13 protein-coding genes are annotated in these 22274 nt (G+C 75.2%); 9 read left to right on the top strand and 4 right to left on the bottom strand.

Annotated features, from left to right (window positions below; genetic code table 11):
* Positions 1-5 precede the first annotated feature (5 nt).
* The gene (locus ACLQ2V_RS21820; RefSeq protein ID WP_425720402.1) at positions 6-1670 is read left to right on the top strand and encodes an ammonium transporter; all 1665 of its coding nucleotides are present in this window, start codon (positions 6-8) and stop codon (positions 1668-1670) included.
* 61 nt (positions 1671-1731) lie between these two features.
* Here ACLQ2V_RS21820 and ACLQ2V_RS21815 read toward each other — a convergent pair whose 3' ends face one another.
* Positions 1732-2475: a YoaK family protein gene (locus ACLQ2V_RS21815; RefSeq protein ID WP_425720401.1), complete on the bottom strand. Its 744-nt coding sequence runs from the start codon at positions 2473-2475 to the stop codon at positions 1732-1734.
* Between the two features lie 289 nt (positions 2476-2764).
* On the opposite strand from ACLQ2V_RS21815, the gene ACLQ2V_RS21810 reads away from it, so the two are divergent.
* Positions 2765-4462 (top strand): glycoside hydrolase domain-containing protein, encoded by a 1698-nt coding sequence (locus tag ACLQ2V_RS21810; protein ID WP_425720400.1) that lies wholly within the window; start codon positions 2765-2767, stop codon positions 4460-4462.
* A 53-nt stretch (positions 4463-4515) separates the two neighbouring features.
* A complete protein-coding gene (locus ACLQ2V_RS21805) occupies positions 4516-5595 on the top strand; it encodes an N-acetylmuramoyl-L-alanine amidase (RefSeq protein ID WP_425720399.1) in 1080 nt (359 codons plus the stop codon).
* A 99-nt stretch (positions 5596-5694) separates the two neighbouring features.
* Here the strand turns inward: ACLQ2V_RS21805 and ACLQ2V_RS21800 are convergent, their stop codons facing one another.
* The gene (locus tag ACLQ2V_RS21800) at positions 5695-8331 is read right to left on the bottom strand and encodes an Hsp70 family protein (protein WP_425720398.1); all 2637 of its coding nucleotides are present in this window, start codon (positions 8329-8331) and stop codon (positions 5695-5697) included.
* A 106-nt stretch (positions 8332-8437) separates the two neighbouring features.
* Here ACLQ2V_RS21800 and ACLQ2V_RS21795 point away from each other — a divergent pair, with 106 nt between their 5' ends.
* Both ACLQ2V_RS21795 and ACLQ2V_RS21790 read left to right on the top strand, forming a co-directional pair.
* On the top strand, positions 8438-9103 hold the full coding sequence (locus ACLQ2V_RS21795) for a response regulator transcription factor (protein ID WP_425720397.1): 666 nt from the start codon (positions 8438-8440) through the stop codon (positions 9101-9103).
* A 4-nt stretch (positions 9104-9107) separates the two neighbouring features.
* Complete coding sequence (locus tag ACLQ2V_RS21790) at positions 9108-11510, top strand: hypothetical protein (RefSeq protein WP_425720396.1); 2403 nt, start codon at positions 9108-9110, stop codon at positions 11508-11510.
* A 41-nt stretch (positions 11511-11551) separates the two neighbouring features.
* Here the strand turns inward: ACLQ2V_RS21790 and ACLQ2V_RS21785 are convergent, their stop codons facing one another.
* A complete protein-coding gene (locus ACLQ2V_RS21785; RefSeq protein WP_425720395.1) occupies positions 11552-12610 on the bottom strand; it encodes a sensor histidine kinase in 1059 nt (352 codons plus the stop codon).
* A 72-nt stretch (positions 12611-12682) separates the two neighbouring features.
* Positions 12683-13249, bottom strand: a complete 567-nt coding sequence (locus ACLQ2V_RS21780; RefSeq protein ID WP_425720394.1) for a sigma-70 family RNA polymerase sigma factor — start codon at positions 13247-13249, stop codon at positions 12683-12685.
* Between the two features lie 240 nt (positions 13250-13489).
* Here ACLQ2V_RS21780 and ACLQ2V_RS21775 point away from each other — a divergent pair, with 240 nt between their 5' ends.
* The 4 genes from ACLQ2V_RS21775 (at position 13490) to ACLQ2V_RS21760 (ending at position 22228) form a co-directional block, all read left to right on the top strand.
* Complete coding sequence (locus ACLQ2V_RS21775) at positions 13490-14965, top strand: glycosyltransferase family 2 protein (RefSeq protein ID WP_425720393.1); 1476 nt, start codon at positions 13490-13492, stop codon at positions 14963-14965.
* An 82-nt stretch (positions 14966-15047) separates the two neighbouring features.
* Positions 15048-16283, top strand: coding sequence for a hypothetical protein (locus ACLQ2V_RS21770; protein ID WP_425720392.1), 1236 nt, complete (start codon positions 15048-15050; stop codon positions 16281-16283).
* A 119-nt stretch (positions 16284-16402) separates the two neighbouring features.
* Positions 16403-18622, top strand: a complete 2220-nt coding sequence (locus tag ACLQ2V_RS21765; RefSeq protein WP_425720391.1) for a hypothetical protein — start codon at positions 16403-16405, stop codon at positions 18620-18622.
* A gap of 12 nt (positions 18623-18634) precedes the next feature.
* Positions 18635-22228 carry an AAA family ATPase gene (locus ACLQ2V_RS21760; RefSeq protein WP_425720390.1) on the top strand — a complete coding sequence of 1198 codons (3594 nt, stop codon included), beginning with the start codon at positions 18635-18637 and terminating at the stop codon, positions 22226-22228.
* Positions 22229-22274: the final 46 nt, after the last annotated feature.

Raw genomic sequence — 22274 nt, 5'->3', positions numbered from 1 at the left:
GCCCCGTGCTCGCACAGGACGCGGTGAACGCAGGCGACACCGCCTGGGTGCTGGTCTGCGCCGGCCTGGTGCTCTTCATGACCCCCGGCCTGGCCGTCTTCTACGCCGGGATGGTCCGCACCCGCAACGTGCTGGCGATGTTGCAGCAGAACATCGTCGCCCTGGGCGTGGTCAGCCTGACCTGGGTGCTGGTCGGCTACACCATCGCCTTCGGCGACGACGCCGGCAGCGGCCTGTTCGGCAACCTCGAGCTGTTCGGGCTGACCGACCTGCGGGTGCCGCCCGCGCCGAACCTGCACGTGGTCGCCAACCAGGTGACCATTCCGACCCTGGCCTTCGTGGCGTACCAGATGATGTTCGCGGTGATCACCCCCGCGCTGGTCACCGGGGCCACCGCCGGCCGGCTGAGGTTCCTGGGCTGGGCGGTCTTCCTCGCGCTCTGGTCGATCGTGGTCTACGCGCCGGTCGCGCACTGGCTCTGGCACCCCGACGGCTGGCTGGCCCGTTTCGGCACCCAGGACTGGGCGGGCGGGCTGGTGGTGCACGCCTCGGCGGGCGCCGCCGTCCTGGGCGTCCTGCTGGTCGTCGGGCGGCGTCGGGGCTGGCCGCACGCCGCCACCCCGCCCAACTCGATCCCGCTGACCGTCCTCGGCGCGGGAATCCTCTGGTTCGGCTGGTTCGGCTTCAACGGCGGCGACGGCCTACAGGCCAACGGGGTGGCCGCCCAGGCGCTGCTCAACACGCACCTCGCGGCGGCGGCCGGCATGCTGGTCTGGCTGGTCGCCGAGCGGCTCAAGGACGGCCACAGCACCGTCGTGGGCAGCGTCTCCGGCGCGGTCGCGGGGCTCGCCACGATCACCCCGGCCGCCGGGTACGTCAACACGCTCTCCGCCATCGCGATCGGTGCGCTCGCCGGCCTGGTCTGCCACACCGCGCTGCGGCTGAAGTACCTGCTCCGCCTCGACGACGCGCTGGACGTCCTCGCGGTGCACTTCGTCGGCGGCATGCTCGGCTCGCTGCTGCTGGGCCTCTTCGGCGACAGCGGCGTCAACCCGCTCGGCGTCGACGGGCTCCTCTTCGGCGGCGGCGGCGCCCTGCTCTGGCACCAGTTCGTCGGCGTGGTCGCCGTGGTGGCCTTCTCCTTCGTGCTGAGCTGGGCCATCGCCGCCGCCGTGCAGGCGGTCCTCGGGCTGCGCGCCCCCCGGGACACCCAGGACGGCCTCGACCGCGCCCAGCAGGGCGCCGACGCGTACCACCTGGGCGCCGTCGCCGGGCTGAGCGGCGCGGGGGCGTCGCGGCGGCCGGGGCGCACCGGGCGGCACCGGCCCGGCGATCGGCCGGCCCTCGATCCGACCCGGCCGGCCCGGCTGGTCACCGCGCTGCTGGACCCGGCCCGGCTGCCCACCACCCGGGAGCTGCGCGACGCGCTGCGCGAGGCGGGAGCCAGCGCCGTGGTCGTCTCCGACGCGACGGTCGCCACCGTCGAGCCGCCGGCGCGGGCGCTGCCGCGCGGCTACTGGCAGGAGCAGGATCTGCTGGAACGCATCCGCGTCGACGTGCTGACCGACCCCGACGCCGCGGCGGCGGTGCTGGACGTGCTCGGCCGCTACGGCGTCGACCGCGCGGAGAGCTTCGTGCAGGACGTCCGCCCGGCGACCCAGGTGCGCTGACCCGCCCTCCGCTCCGGCGACGCGGGCCGGGTCGGCGGCCCGCCGGTGCCCCGCGCGGACGTCAGGGCCGGCGGCCGGGCGGGCGGGCCAGGGTGAGGGTGACCACCGCCAGGGCCAGGGCCGCCCCGGCCGGCACCCAGAGGGGTCGCTGCTGGGCCAGCGCCCCGATGCCGCCCCCGACGGCGTAGGCGACCAGCCCCGCCAGCCCGAGCAGCAGGGCCCGCCGGGACCGCCCCCGGTCGGCGCTCGGCCCGGCGAGCCAGGTGGCGATCCGCTCGCCGGTCTTGGCCACCGTGCCCGACTGGTACGTGATGGTGCTGGCGACCCCGGCGGTGCGGACGAAGAGCGTGGTCAGGCAGCCCATGGCGACGCCGCCGACGCCGGCCAGCACGACCCGGGCCGCGCCGCCGTGCCGGCCGTAGGTGAGCAGGGCGTTGAGCACCGCCCAGCCGGCCGTGGTGAGCACGGCGGCGGCGATGCCCCGCAACTGGGGTGACCAGCGGCCCGGTCCGGCCCGTAGCCAGGTGGCCGTCGCCGTCCCGGCGGCGAACCCCAGCACCGAGACCACGGCGGCCGGCCAGTCCGGGTACCGGCCGACCGCGCCGATGCCGACGAGGATCAGGTTGCCGGACTGGTTGGCGACGAAGACGCCGTAGCGCAGGAACGCGAAGGAGTCGAGGACGCCGGCGATGCCGGTGCAGAGGACCAGCACCAGCACCGGTCGGCGGAACTCGGTGAACGAGTCCTTCGGGTCGGGCCGTACGGCCCGACCCGCCGACGAGTGCGAAGGCTCGGCGTCGCCCACCGCTGCACCACCTCCGGGCGTGCGGCCAGGTGCGTCCCGGCCGCCCTTGCAGCAGATCACAGGCGGAGCGCCGCGCCCCGCGTTCGACGAACTTTCCGCCCGCCCGCCCGGCGCGCTCGCGACGGATCGCGCAGTGCGGGGTGGCGGGCGGGCCCCGGACCGGAGGCGACCAGCGCGCCCGTCCGAAACTCATCGACGCGCATCCCTAGATCTGGCCGGCCGGGGATGGTAGAAATTTTGCAGATCAGCCCCCATGTCGGCAAATTTCTTCTTCCTGAGTGAGGCGCGCATGCGGATAGGAACAATCATGGCCGGCCTGGCGGCCGTCGCCGTCGGCGTGGCCGGGGTCGCCGCCCCGACCCTCGCGGCACCCGCCGACGGGCAGACGGTCAGCTACCGGGGCCTGGAGTTGACCGTGCCCGCGCAGTGGCAGGTCGTGGACCTCGCCGCCGACCCGCACGCGTGCGTCCGGTTCGACCGCCCCACGATCTACCTGGGCCACCCCGGCGACGAGCCGCGCTGCCCCACCGACCTGGTCGGGCGGACCGCCGGGCTGGTCGTCGAGCCGATCGACGCCGTCTCCGCCGCGCGGGTCACCGCGCAGACGCCGATCACCGCGAAGGGCCGGGCCACCTCCGCCGACCTGCCGTCGCGCAACGACGCCATCCAGCTCGCCGTCCGCGACGCCGGGGTGCTCGTCACCGCCGAGCACACGCCCGACACCGAGGCCACGGTCCGCCGCATCCTGGCCTCCGCCAGCCTCGGCCGGGGCGCCACCCCGGCGTCGCTGGACGTGACGCGGGCCGCGGCGCAGGCCGCCCCGGTGACGCCGCTGGCCGCCGGCCCGCAGCCGGGCACCTACACCGGCAAGGGCTTCGACACCTGCACCGCCCCGGCGCAGTCGACCATGAACACCTGGCGCAACAGCTCGCCGTACCGGGCGGTCGGCATCTACATCAGCGGCGCCAGCCGCTCCTGCACGCAGGCCAACCTGACCGCGACCTGGGTGACCAACCAGACCAACAACGGCTGGCACCTCACCCCGATCGAGCTCGACAACCAGGCGCCGTGCGGCACCCGCACGCCGAAGATGTCGTACGACCCGGCCACCGCCCGGTCGCAGGGGGCCACCCGGGCGACCGCCGCGGTGAACGCGGCCAAGGCGCTGGGCATCCCCGCCGGCAGCGCGATCTACAACGACATCGAGCAGTACCCGTCGAGCGCGTCCTGCACGGCGGCGGTGCTGTCGTACCTCTCCGGCTGGACCGAGCGGCTGCACACCCTGGGCTACCTCTCCGGCATGTACTCCAGCGGCTCCTCCGGCGTGAAGGACGTCTGCAACGCCTACAACGACACCCGCTACACCCGCCTCGACCACCTCTGGATCGGCTGGTGGAACGGCGTGGCCGACACCGACGCCGGCAGCTACTGCGCGGACGCCTACTACGCCAACCACCAGCGCATCCACCAGTACACCGGTGACACCAGCGAGACCTGGGGCGGCGTGCAGGTCTACATCGACCGCAACTACCTCGACGTCTCGACCAGCACCATCCCGGACCCGCCGCCGTCGCAGGGCTTCAGCGTGACGATCGACAACACCACCTCGGGGGCGTTCACCGCGAGCGCGAACTGGGGCACCTCGACGTACTCCAGCCAGCGCACCGGCCCCGACTACCGCTACGCCAGCCCCGCCGCCGTCAGCGACGTCGCCTGGTACGCCGCGAACCTGCCCACCACCGGCAGCTACGAGGTCTCGGTCTGGTACCCCGCCGTCGCCGGCTACAACACCTCGACCCCGTACGTCGTGGCCGCCACCGGCGGCACCCAGACCGTGCGGGTCAACCAGAGCGCCAACGGCGGCCGGTGGGTCTCCATCGGGGTCTTCACGCTGGCGGCGGGGGCCGGCAACAAGGTGGGCGTGAGCCGGTGGACCAGCACCACCGGCTACGTCATCGCCGACGCGGTCCGCATCACCCGGGTCTGAGCGCCCGGCACCGAGCCCGGCACACCCCTTACATCCGCAGTCGAAAGGCATCGATGTCCAGTTTCGGTAACTCCGCCATGCGCCGCCGTACCCTGCTCGCCGCCGCGACCGGCGCGCTGGCCGCGCCCCTGCTCCTGGGGGGCCCCGCGCAGGCCGCCCTGCCCAAGGTCTACATCGACCCCGGCCACGGCGGCACCGACCCCGGCGCGGGCGGCAACGGCCTGCAGGAGAAGAACCTCACCCTCGCCATCGCGCTCCAGGTCCGCGACATCCTGCTGGCCAACTACAGCGTCGAGGTACGGATGTCCCGTACCACCGACATTACCCGCAGCCTGGCCTACCGCACGGACGACGCCAACGCCTGGGGCGCGAGCATCTTCGTGAGCGTCCACATCAACTCCGGCGGCGGCACCGGCTTCGAGAGCTACCGGTACACCACGGCGGGATCGGGGGACATCGGCCTGCACAACGCCCTCCACCCGCGGATCATCGCCGCCATGCGGACGGTCGGCTCGGTGACCGACCGTGGGCAGAAGAGCGCCAACTTCCACGTGCTCCGCGAGACCACCATGCCGGCGGTCCTGACCGAGAACCTCTTCATCGACTCGGTCGCCGACAGCAACCTGCTCAAGCGCGCCGACTTCATCACCGCCGTCGCGCGCGCCCACGCCCAGGGCATCGCCGCCTACCTGGGGCTGGGCAGCACCACCCCGCCGCCGACGTCGTTCAGCACCATCGTGGACAACGCCACCGCGGGCCGCTTCACCGCGAGCGCCAACTGGTCCTCCTCGGCGTACTCGGGGCAGCGCTACGGCACCGAGTACCGCTTCGCCAACCCGGTGCTCTCCAGCGACGCCGCCTGGTTCAAGGTGAACATCCCGGCGTCGGGCAACCACCGCGTCGACGTGTGGTACCCGGCCGACGCCGGCTACAACAGCGCCGCCCCGCACGTGGTGGTCACCGCCGCCGGCACCCAGACGGTGAACGTGGACCAGCGCAGCGGCGGCGGGGCGTGGCGTTCGATCGGCACCTTCAACCTCGCCGCCGGCGACCGTGACCTGGTCGGCGTGAGCCGCTGGACCAACGCCGCCGGTTACGTCATCGCCGACGCGGTGCGGGTCACCCGGGTCTGAACCGCCCCGCCGTCCCGTGCTGAGCAGGGCGGTGCAGCGGCCCGGTGAACGAGGACGCCGACCCCGGTGCGGGGGGTCGGCGTCCTCGTCGTCGCCCGGTCAGCGCCGGAACATCATGTGGGTCGGCCACTTGTTGTCCGACGGGCACGGCAGGGTCTTCAGCTTCTTGTCCGACCCGGAGATGCTCAGGCACCGGTCGGTCTTCAGGTTGCGGTACGCGACCACCGCGCCGGAGGGTGCCGCCCCGCTGGCCGGGCGCGGGTAGGCCACCCGCTGCCAGGTCTGGAAGGGATTCGGGTTGGCGCACGGCAGGGTGTAGACGGAGCCGTCGTCGCCGCTGTCGAGGCAGAAGCCCGTCAGCTCGTCGAGGAGCCGGTACCAGCCGGGGCCGGGGACGGTGTCCCTGCTCAGCAGCTTCCCCTCCCGCCACCGCTGGCTGGACCCGCCGCTGCATCGGGCGGAGAAGGCATGCCCGCCCAGGGCCACCCCGTTGACCGCCACCGCCGGGTTGTCGTCGCTGTCCGCGCAGAGCCCGGTGGCCACGTTGCGCAGCACCCCGGTGGTGGGGGGAGCCGGCTTGCCCCGCGTCGGGGTCGGGCGGGCCGGGGCCGGGGGCGAGGGCGAGGGTGACTTCGACTTGGTCGGGCTCGCCGCGAACGGGGCGGGCCTGCTGGCGGAGGGCCGGCTGGGCTTCGGCGTGGTCGGGCGGGCGTCGTTCGAGCCCGCGGGGCCGGGCAGCGCGACGGTGGTGGCCGCGCCCTCGGGGATCCGGACCTCGAACTCGGAGATCGAGTAGCCGCCCGACCGGGCGGTGCCGTGCATCCGGACGTAGCGGCCGGTACCGGCGACGGTGAGGTGCTGGGTGCCGCCCTTGCCGGTCGTGGTGGACCAGACGCGGGTCCAGTTCGCGGCGTCGGCGGAGACTTGGACCTCGAACGCCGTCGCGTGGGCGTCCGCCCAGTGGATCGAGATGCCGCACACGTCGGCCCTGCTGCCCAGGTCGACCTGGAGCCACTGCGGGTCGCCGGGGCCGCTGCTCCAGCGGGTGGCGGGGTCACCGTCGACCACGTTGCCGGCCGGGAAGGCGAGGCCCTTCGTCGACGAGGCGGTCGCCGGGCGGTAGAGCGCCGCGTTCGTGCTGCCGCAGTCGTCGGAGCCCTCGCCCCAGAGCTGGGGCAGGGCCACGTAGGCCCCCGCCGCCAGCATGGCGAGGATCACCACGATCGCGGGGAGCAGGACGTAGCGCGAGCGTGTTCGACTCCGGGCCGTCGCCGGCACCACCGGGCCGGGCGTGGGCACGGTCGACTCGTCGGAGTCGTCGGCCGGTGCGGCGTGGGCCTTGAGGGCTCTCGACGGCAGCGCGCCGACGGCGGGTCGCTGCGGTGCGGGCGCGGCGGCTCGCTTGGGGGCGGGCGCGGGCGCGGCTCGCTTGGAGGTGGGCGCGGGGGCGGCTTGCTCGGGGGTGGGCGCGGGGGCGGCTTGCTCGGGGGTGGGCGCGGGGGCGGCTTGCTCGGGGGCGGGCGCGGCGGCGGCTTGCTCGGGGGCGGCAGCCGGCGCGGGAGCGGGAGCGGGGACGGCCGGGGCGGCCGGGGCGGCGGCGGCCGGGGCGCGGCGGGTCGCCAGGGCTTCCGCGCTGAGCATGGCGGCGCCCAGCGCGACCGCGTGCTTCGGATGGGTGTTGATCAGGATGGGCAGCCGCAGGGTGTCCCGCAGCACCTCGCCGACCAGCGGGATCTGCGAGGAGCCGCCGACGAGCAGGACGGCGGTGAGGTCCTGCGGGGTGATGCCGGCGTTGGTCAGGGTGCGCCGGAACGCCTCGACCGTGGCGTCCAGCGACGGCGTGATCGTCTTCTCGAAGGTTTCGCGGGTGATGGTCACGCGCCGGACGCCGTCGGGCAGGGCCACCGAGACGTCCGCCTGCAGCCGGGTGGAGAGCGCCTCCTTGGCCAGCACGCACTCGCGCTGGACCGCCGCCAGCAGCGCCGTGGTGCCCGGATCGGCCGGGTCCAGCCTGTTGATCGCGCCGCCCAACTGGCGGTTGACGTGGTCCAGGATCGCCTGGTCGAAGTCGGCGCCACCGAGCCATTCGATGCCCTCGGGGATGCCGACGATCTCCAGGCCACCCTTGCCGTTGCGCACGACCGCGCTGTCGAAGGTCCCCCCGCCCAGGTCGTAGACGGCCAGCAGGCCGTCGGCGGGCAGGGGGTGGGTGGAGCAGTAGTAGGTCGCCGCGGCCACCGGCTCGGTGACCGTCTGGATCGTCGGCTGGCCCGGCTCCGCGCCCTCGGGTCGCGGCAGGCCCGCCAGGGGCGGGATGGCGGCGAACTGCTCCCGCCGGTAGGGGCCCCAGACCGCCGGGTGGGTCAGCACGATGTGGTCGGGCGGCCCGCCCCGGTCCTGGGTCACGCTCTCCATGACCGAGCTGAGCAGCGCGGCCATCAGGGCGGTGGGGGAGTACGGCGCGCCGGCGAGGATCATCGGCGTGGGGTCGCCGAGGCGACGCTTGAACTCCCGGGCCACCCGGCTGGAGTCCTCCCGACCGAGGCGGTCGGCGGCCTCGCCGGTGAGCAGCCTGCCGTCCTCGTGCAGGTATGCGGCCGACGGGCTCACCACCGCCTGCCCGCCGAGCCGCACCATGTCCAGGGCTCCGGCCTGTGCCACCGCCGCGGCGGCGAAGCTCGTGCCCAAATCGACGCCGACCCCGTACATCCAGCCACCCTCGTCCAAGATCGTCACCGTGTTCCATAATCGAGCGCGCTCCCACCGATCAAGGCGCACCCTGCACGATACGTCGCTACGACGGTAGCTCCGCGGTGACGGGTGCCGATGCCAGGAGGTCAGCATGGAGGTCGCGGTCGCCGACGACGGCGCACTGTTCCGGGAAGGGCTGCAACTGCTGCTCTCCGCCGCCGGCCACGAGGTCGTCGGCTGCGTGGAGGACGGCGACCAACTGCTCGACCTGCTGGCCGATCACCCGGTCGACGTGGCCATCATGGACATCCGGATGCCACCGGGCCTCGACGGCGGGTTGGACACCGCCCAGCGGGTCCGCCGGGAACACCCCGACGTGGGCTTGCTGCTGCTCTCCCAGCATGCCGAGGCCCACTACCTCTACCGGCTGCTGGAGATCGGCACCGAGCGGATCGGCTATCGCCTCAAGGACCAGGTGGCCGGGGTCGCCGTGCTGGCCGACACGCTCGTGCGCATCACCGCCGGCGAGCTCGTGATCGAGCCGGCCCTGGCGGGGAAGCTGGTCGACCGGCCCAGCCCGCAGGCCCGCGACTCGCTGGCCGGCCTCACCGACCGGGAGCGCGCCGTGCTGCGGCTGATGGCCGAGGGCCGCTCCAACACCGGAATCGCCACGGAGCTGTTCCTTTCGGTCAAGTCGGTCGAGAAGCACATCGCCAGCATCTTTACCAAATTGAAGCTCTCCACCGAGCCCACGGCGCACCACCGCCGCGTCCTGGCCGTACTGGCGTACCTGCGGTCGGACCGGACGGCGGGTTAGGCGCGTGCCCGCCAGCCCGTCCGCGTACCCGCCTCGCAGCGACGGGCCGTTCGCCGTCCTGGCCCGGCTGATCCCGACCGACGAGCTGCCCGCCGTCGGCCTGGGCGGCGGTGCCGGGTCGCACGACGGTCCGGACGACGGTCTGGGCGGTTACCGGCTGGTGGTGTGGAAGCTGGTGCGGGACCTCGGCCGCGCCTACGGGGTGGGGTACGCGGCGCTGTGGGTGCCGGCCGGCGACGACGACGGCGGCCCCGGGTGGCACCCCGTCGTCGCCTGGCAGCGGGGGCCCCGGGAGGAGGGCCCGGCGTTGCCGGACCGGGCCGACGACCCCGACGAGTTGCTGGCCACCGCCGGCGTCGCCGCGACCGTGGACGTGCGCGACGGCGGGGCGCGGCACGGAATGCTGGTGCTGGCCGACCGGGAGCGGCCCGAGCCCTGGCCCGAGCCGGCGACCCTGCTGGGCGAGACGGCGGTCTGCGTCGGGCTGCTGCTGCGCCTGACCCGGCACCGCGCGGCGGCCACGGCCGCCCGGATCCGGGCCGACCGGGCGGCCCGGCAGGCCGACGTCGTACGGCTGGAGCTCTCGGCGGTCCAGGCCGTGGAGCGGGACCGGCTCGCCACGGCGGTGACCGCTACGCCGGACCGGCAGCTACGGCAGATCCTGGCCCGTGCCGACGCCCTGGGCGAGGCGCTGACCGCCGAGGCGCCCGAGGCGGAGGCGATCGCCGCCACCATCCGCGCCGGCCTGCACGAGATGATCGAGGGCTTCCGGACCGTGGTGCGCGGCGTGTATCCGCAGGTCCTGCGGGGCAGCGGGGTCGCCGCGGCGTTGGAGGAGATCGCCGCGGCGCTGGCGGTGCCGGTGGTCTTCCACGGCGAACTCGGCCGGCGTCAGGGCTGGGAGATCGAGTCCACCCTCTACCAGGCGGCCGCCTCGGCGGTGGTGGCGCTGAACGCCTCGGGCGGCGACGAGCCGATCTCCGTCGAGCTCTCCCGCGACGGCGACGTGCTGGTGATCCGGGCCTCTCGGGCCCGGGTCGACCCCGTCGGCGTCGCCGCCGTCCTGCGGGACGACTCCCGGCGGCTGGCGGCGCTCGGCGGGCGGCTCACGATCGACCGGGCCTCGGACGAGGCGGCGGCCGACCGGGCCTCGGACGAGGCGGCGGCCGTGGTGGACATCCGGCTGCCGGAGCGGTTCGGCCGGGGGCGGCCCGAGCCGGCGCGGCCCCCCGCATCGCAGCCGGCCGGGGCGGCCGCGCCGGCCGGGCCCTCGGGTGACGCCACCGCGAACGACGCCACCCCCGCCGCCTGCGTGCGCCACCTGCTCGCCCAGTTGGCCGAGCGCGGGGCGGCCTGCGCGCGGAGCGTGCCGGTGCGGGTCGCCCTCGCCCGCCAGGACCGCCGGGCCCGGGTGCTGGTGCTCGGGGCGCAGGCGGAGCAGCTGCTGCGGATGCTGTGCGACCTCCCCGAGGGCGACGACCGGGTGGCACCGGGGCCGTCGTGCGCGGTCCCCACCTGGTACGAGCACGGGCCGTACCGGCGGATCACGCTGGAGCCGGCGGGCGGCGGGCGCGGGGTCCGGCTCCCCGACGCCTCCGGGGTCGCCTGGCCGCAGGCCGTCGCCGGCCTGGACCGGCTCCTGGTCGAGGTCCCCTCCGACGCGCTGCGCGGGCTACGGCTGCTGCACCGCCGCGACCGCGTCGACGCCGACCTCGCGATGCGGCTGCGCCGCTGGTCGGAGGAGCCGTACGGGCTGCCCGACGCGGTCCTGCTGGCGCTGGGCGGCCCGGCCAGCACGGCGGAGTCGGAGTTGCTCACCGTGCTGCGGGCCCCCGACCGGGGCGACTTCTCACCGGTGGTGGTCTGCGCGATGCGCCAGGGCGCCGCCGGGAGCCCCGGGTCGCGGCAGTGGCTGGCGACGATGAGCGACGCGGTCGTCGACTGGCAGCCGACGCCCGAGGGCGTACGTGCCGTCGACGAGGCGTTGCGGCTGCGGCTGCCGGCGTCGAGCGGGGCGCTGGCCGCCCGCTGGGCCCTGCGCGCCCTGTTGGCCCGCCGTGCCGTCGGTGGCTGGGAGGACGAGTTCGCGCACGCGGTGGAGGCGGCCGTGGCGGGCGCGTACGAGGTGGCGGAGCTGGACCTGTTGCAGGCGTTGCAGGGGCGGGTCCGGCTGCCCCGGGGGCACGACGACGCCCTGCGGCTGCTCGGCGCGCACGGCCCGGACCCCCGGTCCCGCCTTGGCCTGCCCGGCGACGCCGACGCGGAGCAGGTGCGCCGGGCAGCGGGCCGGGCGCTGGCGGTGTGGCGGGCCCAGTCCCTGTCGCCCGAGTCGCGCCCGCAGGTGCGCGGCACCTGCGCGCTGCTGGTCCGCGCCTGCGAGCGGCTGCTGACCGACGGCGACGGCTGACCGGCGGCGACCGACCGGCGGCGACCGACCGGCCACTTGGCTCAGATCGTGACGAAACCGGTTACCCGGGTGCCCTCGCCCGGCCCGGACCGGACGCTCAGCGTGCCCCCGACGGACTCCAGCCGGGCGGCGAGGTAGCGCAGCGGCATCGGCCCGCCGGTGGCGAAACCCGGCCCGGTGTCGGCCACCTCGAAGCACAGGCCCTGCACGGTGGTGCGCAGCGTCAGGGTGACCTCGGCCCCCGGGGCGTGCTTGTGGGCGTTGCTGATCGCCTCCAGGCAGGCCAGGTAGACGGTGCTCTCCACCTCCGCCGGGTAGCGTCGGCCGGTCAGCAGCGGGTCGACGTCCAGGGCGACCGTCTCCAGCGGGTCCAGTCGGGACCGCAGCGCGGCCACCAGGCCGTGTTCGGCCAAGGGCCGCGACAGCAGCCCCGTCGCCGTGGTGTGCAGGACCTCCTCGGTGCTGGCGAGGAGCTGACGCAGCCGGTCGAGGTGGTGGACGGCCTCGGTCGTGCTGCCCGCCCCGAGCTGGTGCTCGACCATCGCCAGCGACATCTGCAGCGCCACCATGTGATGCTGGGCCCCGTCGTGCAGGTCGCGCTCCAGCTGGTAGCGCTGCCGCTCGATCTCCCCGGCGGCCCGCGACCGGGCGTCGGCCAGCAGGGCGATGCTGCCGCCGGTCAGCCTCCGGGCGTCGGCGGCGCGCAGCTGGGCATCGATGTCCGACAGCAGCAGGCCGGTGGCGGTGCGCAACTCGGGCCACCGGCGCAGCCGCTCGCCGGCCCGCGGCGGCGCTACGGTGACCTCGGCGAGGAAGCGCTCGTCGTCGTAGAGCCGGATCGACGCCCCGTCCCGGCGGGCCGCCCGGTCGGCGTCGGGACGGTCCCAGTGGTATTCCCGCACGTCCTCCCGGGCCGCCGGCGCGCCCGGGTCGTCGGCCGGCGGAAGAGCAAGCCACAGGTCGATGCTGACCGACTCGGCGTCCAGGCACTCGCCGAGCGCCCGGACCAGGGCCCTGGCCTGCACATCCGGCGGCGGGGGCCCCGGCAGGGCGTGCACCGCCTCCACCACCCGTGCCACGTCCTGGGGCGGGCCCGGCACGGGGGCGGCTTCTTCGACTCGCTCCGGCGGGCGGCGCACCAGGCCACTATAGGCAGCGGCCGTCCCCGCCGCTCAGGCGGCGACGAGGACCCGCTCGCCCCGGTCGGGCGGGTCGGCCAGGGCCGCCCGGACCGCGCGTACGGCGTAGTGCACCCGGCTCTTGACCGTCCCCACCGGGACGCCGAGCGCCGCGCTGACCTCGGCCGCGGTCCGACCCTTCAGGTACGTCTCCACCAGGGCGTCGCGGTGCTGCGGCCACAGCCCGTTGAGGACCTGCTCGACGAAGACGGCGTTCACCACGTCGGTCGTCAGGTCCGGCGCGGCCACCGCACCGGCGTTCTCGATCTCCACCTCGGTCGGGCGGGCCTTCTGCGCGCGGTACCCGTCCATCACCAGGTTGTGCACCACCCGGCGCAGCCAGCCCAGCACCGAACCACGGTCGTCGGTGAGCCGGTCGATGTGCGTCCACGCCCGCAGGAACGCCTCCTGCACGACGTCCTCGGCGCGTGCGGTGTCGCCTCCGGTGAGCTGCTGCGCGTACTTCAACAGGGACCGCTGGTAGGTGCCCATCAGGTCGTGGAGGCGACGGTCGCCGTCCCCGGCGCTCGCCCGTCGCGTGCTCTGCACTCGTTCGGTCATGCCCCCGACGATGCCGCCGACCAGCCCTCTTTCGATACAGGGCCGTCCCTGATCGGGTGGGGGGCCACCCCTGGAGGTGGGGAGGGTTATCCCTACCCTGCGCCCCGTCGCGCACTCCGCCGGGCGGACGGTGAACCCGGTGCCACCGCGCCACCGTGACCCAGGTGGACGACCGGAGAAGCACCGCGTCACGGCCGGCACCGCGCCGGCGGTCGCGACGCCCCGACCGAAGAGGTGGGCATGCAGGACACCGACCTACCCATCATGGGTACGCGGGACACCGACCTTCCCACCGTGGGCCCGCAGGAGGCCGATTTTCCCAGCGTGGGCATCGGGATCACGACGCACAACCGGGGCGTCGTGTTGCGCAGGGCGCTGGAGGCGATCCGTAAGCACGCGCCCTCCGGCGCCGCGATCGTCGTGGTCGACGACGCCAGCGCCGAGCCGGTGGAGGAGGCGACCTTCCGCTTCGACACCAACGTGGGCATCGCGCGGGCCAAGAACAAGTGCCTGGAGCTGCTGGTCGAGCAGGGCTGCACCCACCTGTTCCTCTTCGACGACGACTGCTGGCCGCTGGTCGACGGATGGGAACGGCCGTACGTGGAGAGCCCAGAGCCGCACCTGATGTACATGTTCATAGACACCCCGATGGGCCGGCTCACCGACTCCACGGAGATCTACCGCGACGAGCGGCACCGGGCGTACACCCATCCCCGGGGGTGCATGCTCTACTTCGAGCGGCGGGTGCTGGACCGCGTCGGCGGGTACGACACCCGGTACGGGCGGTGGGGCTACGAACACGTCGACATCTCCAACCGGATCTACAACGCCGGCCTGACCTCGTTCCGCTTCGCCGACGTGGTGGGCAGCGAGGAGCTCATCCACAGCTGCGACGAGCGCCGCAGCGTCGGCTCCAGCGTCTCCGACGCCGAGCGCTTCCACCTGGTACGGGCCCTCAAGACGCGCTCCGAGGCGAGCTACCGGTCGGCGGAGTACCGCGAGTTCCGTCCCCGGGCGGTGGGCGCGGCGGCGACGAACGGCGTGGTCCTGACCACGTACCTGACGGCGCAGCCTGACCCGCAGCGCGGCGTGACCTGGACGCCGGACTACCACCAGCTCGACGAGCTGCGCGAATCCGTCGAGCGGCACGGCCGCCGGCTGGTGGTGCTGCACGACTGCCTCGACGTCGCCGACACGGAGCTGGTGACGCACGTGCGGGTGCCCGCCGGCGGCGCGGGCGGCTCGCCGTACTTCCACCGCTGGCTCTGCTACTGGCGCTACCTGCGCGAACACCCCGAGATCGACCAGGTGTGGTGCGTCGACGGCACCGACGTGGAGCTGCTGCGCGACCCCTTCCCGGAGATGGACGACCGGCTGTACCTGGGCGACGAGGAGAAGCCGCTGTGCATCCCGTGGATGGTGTACCAGCACGGCGGCAGCCCCACCCTGTTGGAGTTCATGTCGGCCAACCGCGGCATGCACCTGCTCAACGCCGGGATCGCCGGTGGGCGGCGGGAGACCGTCCTGGAGTTCTGCCGCGACGTCTTCGACTTCTGCGTCTCCCACGCCCGCGAGGTCGGCAGGGTCGACATGGGCCCGTTCAACTACGTCGCCCGCACCTGGTACGCCGGGATGATCGTGCACGGGCGGCAGGTCAACACCATCTTCCAGAAGTACGACCGCACCAGCACCGAGTCGTGGTGGCGGCACAAGTAGCCGACGACATCCGCGCCCCGGTGAACCCTGCCGGTCGCCGGGGACGTGCCACAGATGGACCAGGGCGGGGGAGAGGAGGGAGGTGACCGTGGACGTGGAGCTGTCACCGGACACCGAGCGGGACGACGACCGTGACGAGGTGGCCGAGGGAAACCTGCACGTGCTGTTGCTGCGGCTCTCCGGAACCTTGCAGGACGGGCTGCTCACCGGCCTGCGCGACTGGCTCGCCGAGGGCCGTCGCGCGGAGGTCGCGCAGGCGGTGGCCTTCGAGGCGGTCTCGCAGCCGCTGCAACTGGCCGCCGACGAGATCGGGCTGCTGCGGGTCGAGCTGCTCCGGGGCGGCGGGGACCCGGAACTCGCGCTGGCGCTGGAGGAGCTGCGCGGCGAGCGGGCGCCGACCCCGTGGCAGTTCCTCTCGGCCCTGCCCGACGGCGAGGACGACCCCGACCTGGTGACCCGGCCGCTGGACCGTACCGCCGAGCCGTTGGCCAACCTCGACCCGGTGGAACGGGCGCTGGTGGCCGAGGCGGCGGGCCTTCCCGGCGTACGCGCGCTCTGGCAGGCGTGGCGGATGCCGCCGCCCGCGCGGCCGTGGCAGCAACCGGTGCGCGTCGCGGTGGTCAGCGTCGACGACGCCGTGGCGGCGATGCCCGCGCTGGCCGTCCGGCTGCGTCGGGTCATGGCCGACGCGGGCGACCCCGACGCCCAGGTGGAGGTCTGCTGGCCGGGGCTCGACGTGCCGTTCTACCAGACGTCGGCCCGCACCTGCGGGGCCCTGCTGTGGGCGTCACGGCCGGCGGTGCCGATCACGACCGCCCGGGTCTTCGACGGGGTGGACCCCGTCCGGGGCCCCTGGTTCACCACGAACCGCCCCGTGATCGCCGAGGGCGTCGAACGCGACCGGCTGCTCGACGCCCTGCGCTCGGCCGTGGTGATCACCTGGAGCAGCGCCGCGATGACCGACGTGCTCAGCCCCGAACGCGGCGACGTGGTGCCGCTGCACCTGCGCACCGACGGCTGCTGGGTCTGGAGCGACGCGAGCACCTACTACCTGGAGAACTACGGCCTGGCCCCCGATCCGGAGCTGACCGCGTACCTGAGCGGGTCGGCGCCCGGGGAGCCGCTGGACGAGATCTCCGTCCACCGCGTGCTCGTGCACCTCTTCGCCGGAACCTCCGGTGAGGCCGTGTGGCGGCCGCCGGACCCCGAGCCCGACGCCGACGCGGCGGATCCAACCGCCGCGTCGAATCCGTGGCGGTCGAAGGATCCGCCTGCGGTCGACCCGTGGGCCGGGGCGGAAGACCCGGTGCCTACGTGAGCCAGCTTCCCGCGAATGTGACCGTGCGACCGCCGGGCCGACCGCCCCTGCCGACGTCGTGGGGGCGTCCGAGGGTCAGGGCGGGTGCGGAGGCGGGCGCGAACGGTGCGGACCGCAGGGTGGGGCGGTACCTGCGGCAGGCGTCGCAGGCGGTGGGGGCCGCGCTGACCCGGATCCGGGCGGCGGACGCCGACTCCCGGCTGCCGGCGCTCGCCCCGGGGCCGTGGGAGACGCCGGGATCGGTCACTCCCGGCCCGGCCGGCTGGTTCAGCCTCGCGGTCGAGGCCGACGAGACCGGCTTCCGGCTCGACGGCCGGTCGCTCACCCCGGTCGAACTCGCCGCCCTGGTCTGGCGCTGCCCCCGCTGGCGGGGCCGGCCGGTGCTGCTGGTCACCCAGCCGGCCGCACCGGCCGCCGGCGCCGGGCCGGTGCTGCGCCAGTTCTCCGTCGAGCTGGGCGCGCCGGTCTACGCCTCGGACGCGGGAGTCCGCTTCACCTTCGGCCGCGCCCTGGCCGACCGGCTGTTCTGGTGCTGGAGACCCGGCGACGAGGACGACGAGCCGGAGCCGGTCGGCCCCGTGCTGCCCGCGCCGGGGCCACCCCGCGTGCGGCACCGCCCCGAGCGCGGAACGCTGCTGGAGGCGATCGTGGCCCCGCCGGCCGGCGGTCCCGATGCGATCCCGCTGGCCGTCGGCACCGACGCGAACCCGCTGCCGGGGGTGCAGCCCCTGACGATGGCCCCGTTCGAGCTTCCCGGCCTGAGTTTCGACATCCGTCCGGTGGCGTTGCCGGCGTTCGAGGCGCCCCGGCCGGACCTGACCGCCAAGCGCCCGTCGATCGCCGCCGACCCGATCGCCGCCGGGACCGCCGAGGCCGCCGACATCGACCCGCCGCCCCGCCCGGTGGCGATGTCCGATCTCGACCCGGTGGCGTCGTGGCCGCCGGCACCGGCCCGCCCGGCGGCGGTGCCCGGTGCCGAGCCGTTGGCGGCGCCGCCGCGTCCGGAGGCGGGTTTCCGCCCGGCCCCCGTGGCGGCGGAGCCTTCGCTTACCGCGACAGGGCCCGACCCGGCCGCGCCGCGGAGCAGGCAGCGGAGCGCCGCGTCCCCGGTGCCGTCCGCCACCGCCTCGCCCGGTCCTGCGGGAGCGATCCGCCTCGACCCGGCCGCGCTGCGGCTGCTCTCGCAGGTCGCACCGACCGGGACCGGGCCCGCCGAGCCGGTCGCACCGACCGGGTCCGGGCCCGCCGAGCCGGTCGCACCGACCGGGTCCGGGTCCACGCCGCAACGGCCGGTCGCACCGGCCGGGCCCGGGTCCACGCCGCAGCGGCCGGTGGGTGCGACGGGCATCGGGCCGACCGGCCCCGACCAGGCCGGGCCGAAGGCGACCACGGACCGGCCGGCCGGTGCGAACGGTGCCGGCCCCGCGCGGCACCGGCCGGTGGGTGCGACGGGGATCGGGTCGGCCGGCCGGGCGTCCGCCGGCGCGACCGGGCCGACGCCGGCCGAGCGCGGCCCGGCGGCGGCCCCCTGGGTGCCCGTGCGGGCCCGGACCGAGGACGGCGACCGCGAGCGGATGCGCGCGTCGCTGGGCTGGAAGTTCCAGTCGCACTCGCGCAGCGTGTCCCGGGCGCTGTCGCTGCATCCCGGCTTGCGCGGCGCGGCCGGCCCGCACGACGGTGTGGCGGGGCTCGTGGCGGTCCTGGCCCTGCTGGACACCGGCGGCGAGCGGGTCAACCGCGTCCTGCGCGGTGCGGGCCCGCCCGACGAGGAGACCCACCTGCTGGCCCGGTGCGCCTGCGCCGGGCTGGTGCAGCTTCCCGCCGTGGGCGCGCCGGTCTTCGGCGTGGCACCGGACGGGCTGGACGTAGGCACCCTGTACCGCCCCGGCGAGGTGGTGGTCGAGCCGGCGTTCACCCAGGTCTCGCTGAGCAGCGGTGCCGCCGACGCCGGACCGCTCTTCGCCATCTGGTCGGCCACCGCGCGCCGACTCGACCAACTGCGTACCCCGCAGGAGCAGGCGGCCCGCGGCGGGCAGGCGATGTTCGCCGCCGGCTGCCGCTTCGTGGTGCTCGGCGTCGAGGCGGCCGGACCGACCGGAGCGCCCTGCGTGCTGCTGCGCGAGCTGGTCTTCGACCGCCGCGACAGCGCGCTCGACGAGCGGGTGGTCGGCCGGCTGCGCGCCGCCCTCGCGGCCCGCCGCGAACAGGCGCGGGCCGCGACCCCACTGCCGTGGCCCCTGGGCGTCGACGCCGGGGGCCGCCGCTTCGCGACCGGGACCGACCCCACCGGCGTGCGCCGTCCCACGCCGGGACGTACCGACGGCCATGACGGCGCGTAGAGGAGTGCATCCGTGACCACCAGCGTGCTGTCGGTGTCGGCGAGGGACACCGGGTGCCTGACCGACATCTCCCGGGCCCTGGCCTCGGCGACGCCCGGCGACACCGTGGCGGTGCGCCCCGGCGTGTACCGCGAGGCCCCGCTCTTCCACCGGGACATCGTCCTGGTCGCCGAGGACGGCCCCGGCACCGTCACGATCGAGGTGCCGCCCGGCGGGGCGGTGCTGGTCGCCGGCGGGGAGGTCCTGTTCCGGGACATCGCCATCCGCGGCGGCGGCGAGCAGTTGCCGCTGGTGCAGGTCGCCGCCGGTCGGTTGCGGCTGGAGAACTGCTCGGTCGACGCCGCCGCGCCGGCCGCCATCCACGTGCGCGGCGGCGCGGTGGAGATGGCCGGGGGCGCCGTCAGCAACTCCGGGGGCGCGGGCGTCGTCTACGAGGCCGGGTCCGGTGGTTACACCGGCGTACGCCTGCACGACATCGCCCGCAGCGGCGTCATGACGGCCGGCGCCTGCGACCCCGTGTTCCGGGACTGCACCTTCACCGGGATCGGGGAGGTGGCGCTGCTGGCCGTCGGTGCGAGCACCCCCTGCCTGGAGGGGTGCCGCATCGACGAGGCCGGGCAGTACTCGATCGTCGCGCAGCAGCGCAGCCGCCCGCGGCTGACCCGTACCGTCGTGACGGGCGGCGAGGTGGGGCTGCTGGTCTGCGACGAGGCGACGCCGGTGGTGGACGGGTGCGAGTTCCTGGACGCCCGGGTGCACGCCGTGGTGACGATGGGCGAGGCCGCGCCCGCGCTCTCCGGGTCGCTGATCGCCCGTTCCCGAGGCCACGGCCTGCACTGCATGGGCAACTCCGCGCCGCGCCTGAACCGCTGCGAGATCCGCGACTGCGCCGCGCCCGGGGTGCTGGCCACCGACACGGCCGCACCGCAGCTGACCGGGGGCGCGATCATCGGCTGCGCCGACGCCGGCGTGTTCCTGACCGGCCGCTCCGGCGCGCGGCTGACCGGCGTCACCGTGCGGGACAGCCCCGTCGGCGTGGCCGTCGAGGAGGAGGCCGTCCCGCACCTGACCGGCCTGGCCATGGAGGCGATCCGGTACGGGCTGCACGCCACCGGCGGCGCCGGCCGGTTCGAGGACGGTCACGTCGCCGGTGCGAGCGCGGCGGGTGCCCGGGTCGCCGGCACGGCGGCGCCGGTGCTGTCGAACTCCCGGTTCATCGGCTGCCGCATCGGCGTGGAGGTGGCCGAGAACACCCGCCCCGAGCTGACCTCCCTGTCGGTGGAGGACTCCGGCGGCGCGGGCGTGCTCACCGGCGGGCCCTGCACGGTGACGGTGTCGCGCAGCCGGATCAGCGGCAACCGGGGGCCGGGGCTGCGCACCGGGGCCGGCAGCGCCCTCGACGCGACCGACTGCGAGATCGTGGGCAACCACGGGCCGGGGATCCTCGTGGAGACCGACCGGCCGGTGCGGCTGCGCGGCGGGGTGATCCGGGGCAACGGCGGCGTCGCGGTGGAGGCGCCCAGCCCGCGAGCCGCCGTGGAGGTCGTCGACGTCGACACCGGCCACAACGGCGTCCCGGTTGCGCAGCGGCCCGCCGCCCGACCGCCGGCCGCGCGCTCCGCCACCCCGGCCCCCGAGGTGGAGGCGGACGACGACGCGGAGCTGTGGTCGGGGTGGGGCGAGCCGGCACCCGAGGAGAGCCCAACGTCTGCGGCGCCGGCCACGGGCGGCGACCCGCGCCCGGCCCCGCCACGGGAACCGGCCGACGCCCGGCCGCCCACCGACTGGCCATCCGCAGGCGGGACCACCGGGGGCGGGGGAGCCGGGGGCGGGGGAGCCGGGGGCGGGGGAGCCGGTGGCGGTGCCGGTGGCGGTGCCGGTGGCGGCGGCGGGACCGGCGGCGGCGGGACCGGCGGCGGCGGGACCGGCGGCGGGTCGGCCGCCGACGCCGGGCCGGTCGACGAGGTGGCGGCCCTGCTGACCGAGCTGGAGGCCCTGGTCGGGCTGGCCGGGGTCAAGCGCGAGGTGGCCACCCTGGTCGGGCTCAACCAGATCGCCAAGCGGCGGCGGGAGGCCCGGCTGCACGTGCCGCCGATGTCGCGGCACCTGGTCTTCGCCGGGCCCCCCGGCACCGGCAAGACCACGGTGGCCCGGATCTTCGCCCGGATCCTGGCCACCCTCGGCGTGCTCTCCGGCGGTCAACTGGTGGAGGTGTCCCGCTCCGACCTGGTCGCCGAGCACGTCGGCGGCACGGCGGTCAAGACCACCGCGAAGTTCGAGGAGGCGCTCGGCGGGGTGCTCTTCATCGACGAGGCGTACACCCTGACGACGGGCGGCGGCCAGCACGACTTCGGCCGCGAGGCCGTCGACACGCTGGTGAAGCTGATGGAGGACCACCGCGACGAGGTGGTGGTGGTGGCCGCCGGGTACGCGCCGAACATGCGCACGTTCCTGGCCGCGAACCCCGGCCTGGAGTCGCGCTTCTCCCGGACCATCCAGTTCGACAGCTACTCCGACGACGAACTGGCGACCATCGTCGATCGGCTCTGCCGGACCCACCACTACGTGCTGGAGTACGAGACCCGCCAGGCCCTGGTGCGGCACTTCGGCGGGTTCCCCCGCACCGAGACGTTCGGCAACGCGCGGGTGGCCCGGCAGGTCTTCGAGGACATGCTGGGGCAGCAGGCGTACCGGCTGTCGAACAACCCGCAGACCCCGGACATCGAGCTGGCCCGCCTGCTGCCGGAGGACCTGGGCGACGCGGCGGTCGAGCAGACCGAGCCCGCCGGCCGCCGGCAGGCCGTCGACGAGCTGCTCGGGCGGCTCAACGCGATGGTCGGGCTGGACGCGGTCAAGCGGGAGGTGACCGACGTGATCGACCTGATCACCTCCACCGAGGCGCGCAGCCGGGCCGGCCTGCCCACCCCGACGATCTCCCGGCACCTGGTCTTCGCCGGCCCGCCCGGCACCGGCAAGACCAGCGTGGCCCGGCTCTACGGGCAGCTGCTCAACGCGATGGGCGTGCTGCGCACCGGGCAGCTCGTCGAGGTCTCCCGGGCCGACCTGGTCGGCCAGTACGTCGGGCACACCGCCGCCCGGACCACCGAGGTCTTCGACCGGGCCCGCGGCGGGGTGCTCTTCATCGACGAGGCGTACGCGCTGGCCGGTGAGGGCAACGACTTCGGCCGGGAGGCCATCGACACGCTGGTGAAGCTGATGGAGGACCACCGCGACGACGTGGTGGTGATCGCGGCCGGCTACACCGGCGACATGCGGCGCTTCCTGGCCAACAACGTCGGCCTGGCCTCGCGGTTCAGCCGGCAGATTCCGTTCGACTCGTACACCGCCTCGGAGCTGGTGTCGGTCGTGCAGACGCTGGCCCGCGACGGCGGCTTCGAGTTCAGCAACGACAGCATCCCGCTGCTGTACCGGCACTTCGACGCGCTGACCCGCGACGAGAGCTTCGGCAACGGCCGGTACGCCCGCCAACTGCTGGAGCGGGCCATCACCAAGCAGGCCAACCGGCTGCGCGCCGAGGCCGCGCCGACGATCGAGGACATGCGCCAGCTCTGCGCGGCGGACGTGCGGGCGGTGCTGGCCGGCTGAGACACCCCGACGCGACCCGGCGCCGACCGGCTGAGGCGCGCCGCCC

Source organism: Micromonospora sp. DT233 (assembly GCF_049841815.1).
GTDB lineage: Bacteria > Actinomycetota > Actinomycetes > Mycobacteriales > Micromonosporaceae > Micromonospora.
Note: the sequence above shows the minus strand (reverse complement) of the source record. Positions and strands in the feature narration are given on the sequence as shown.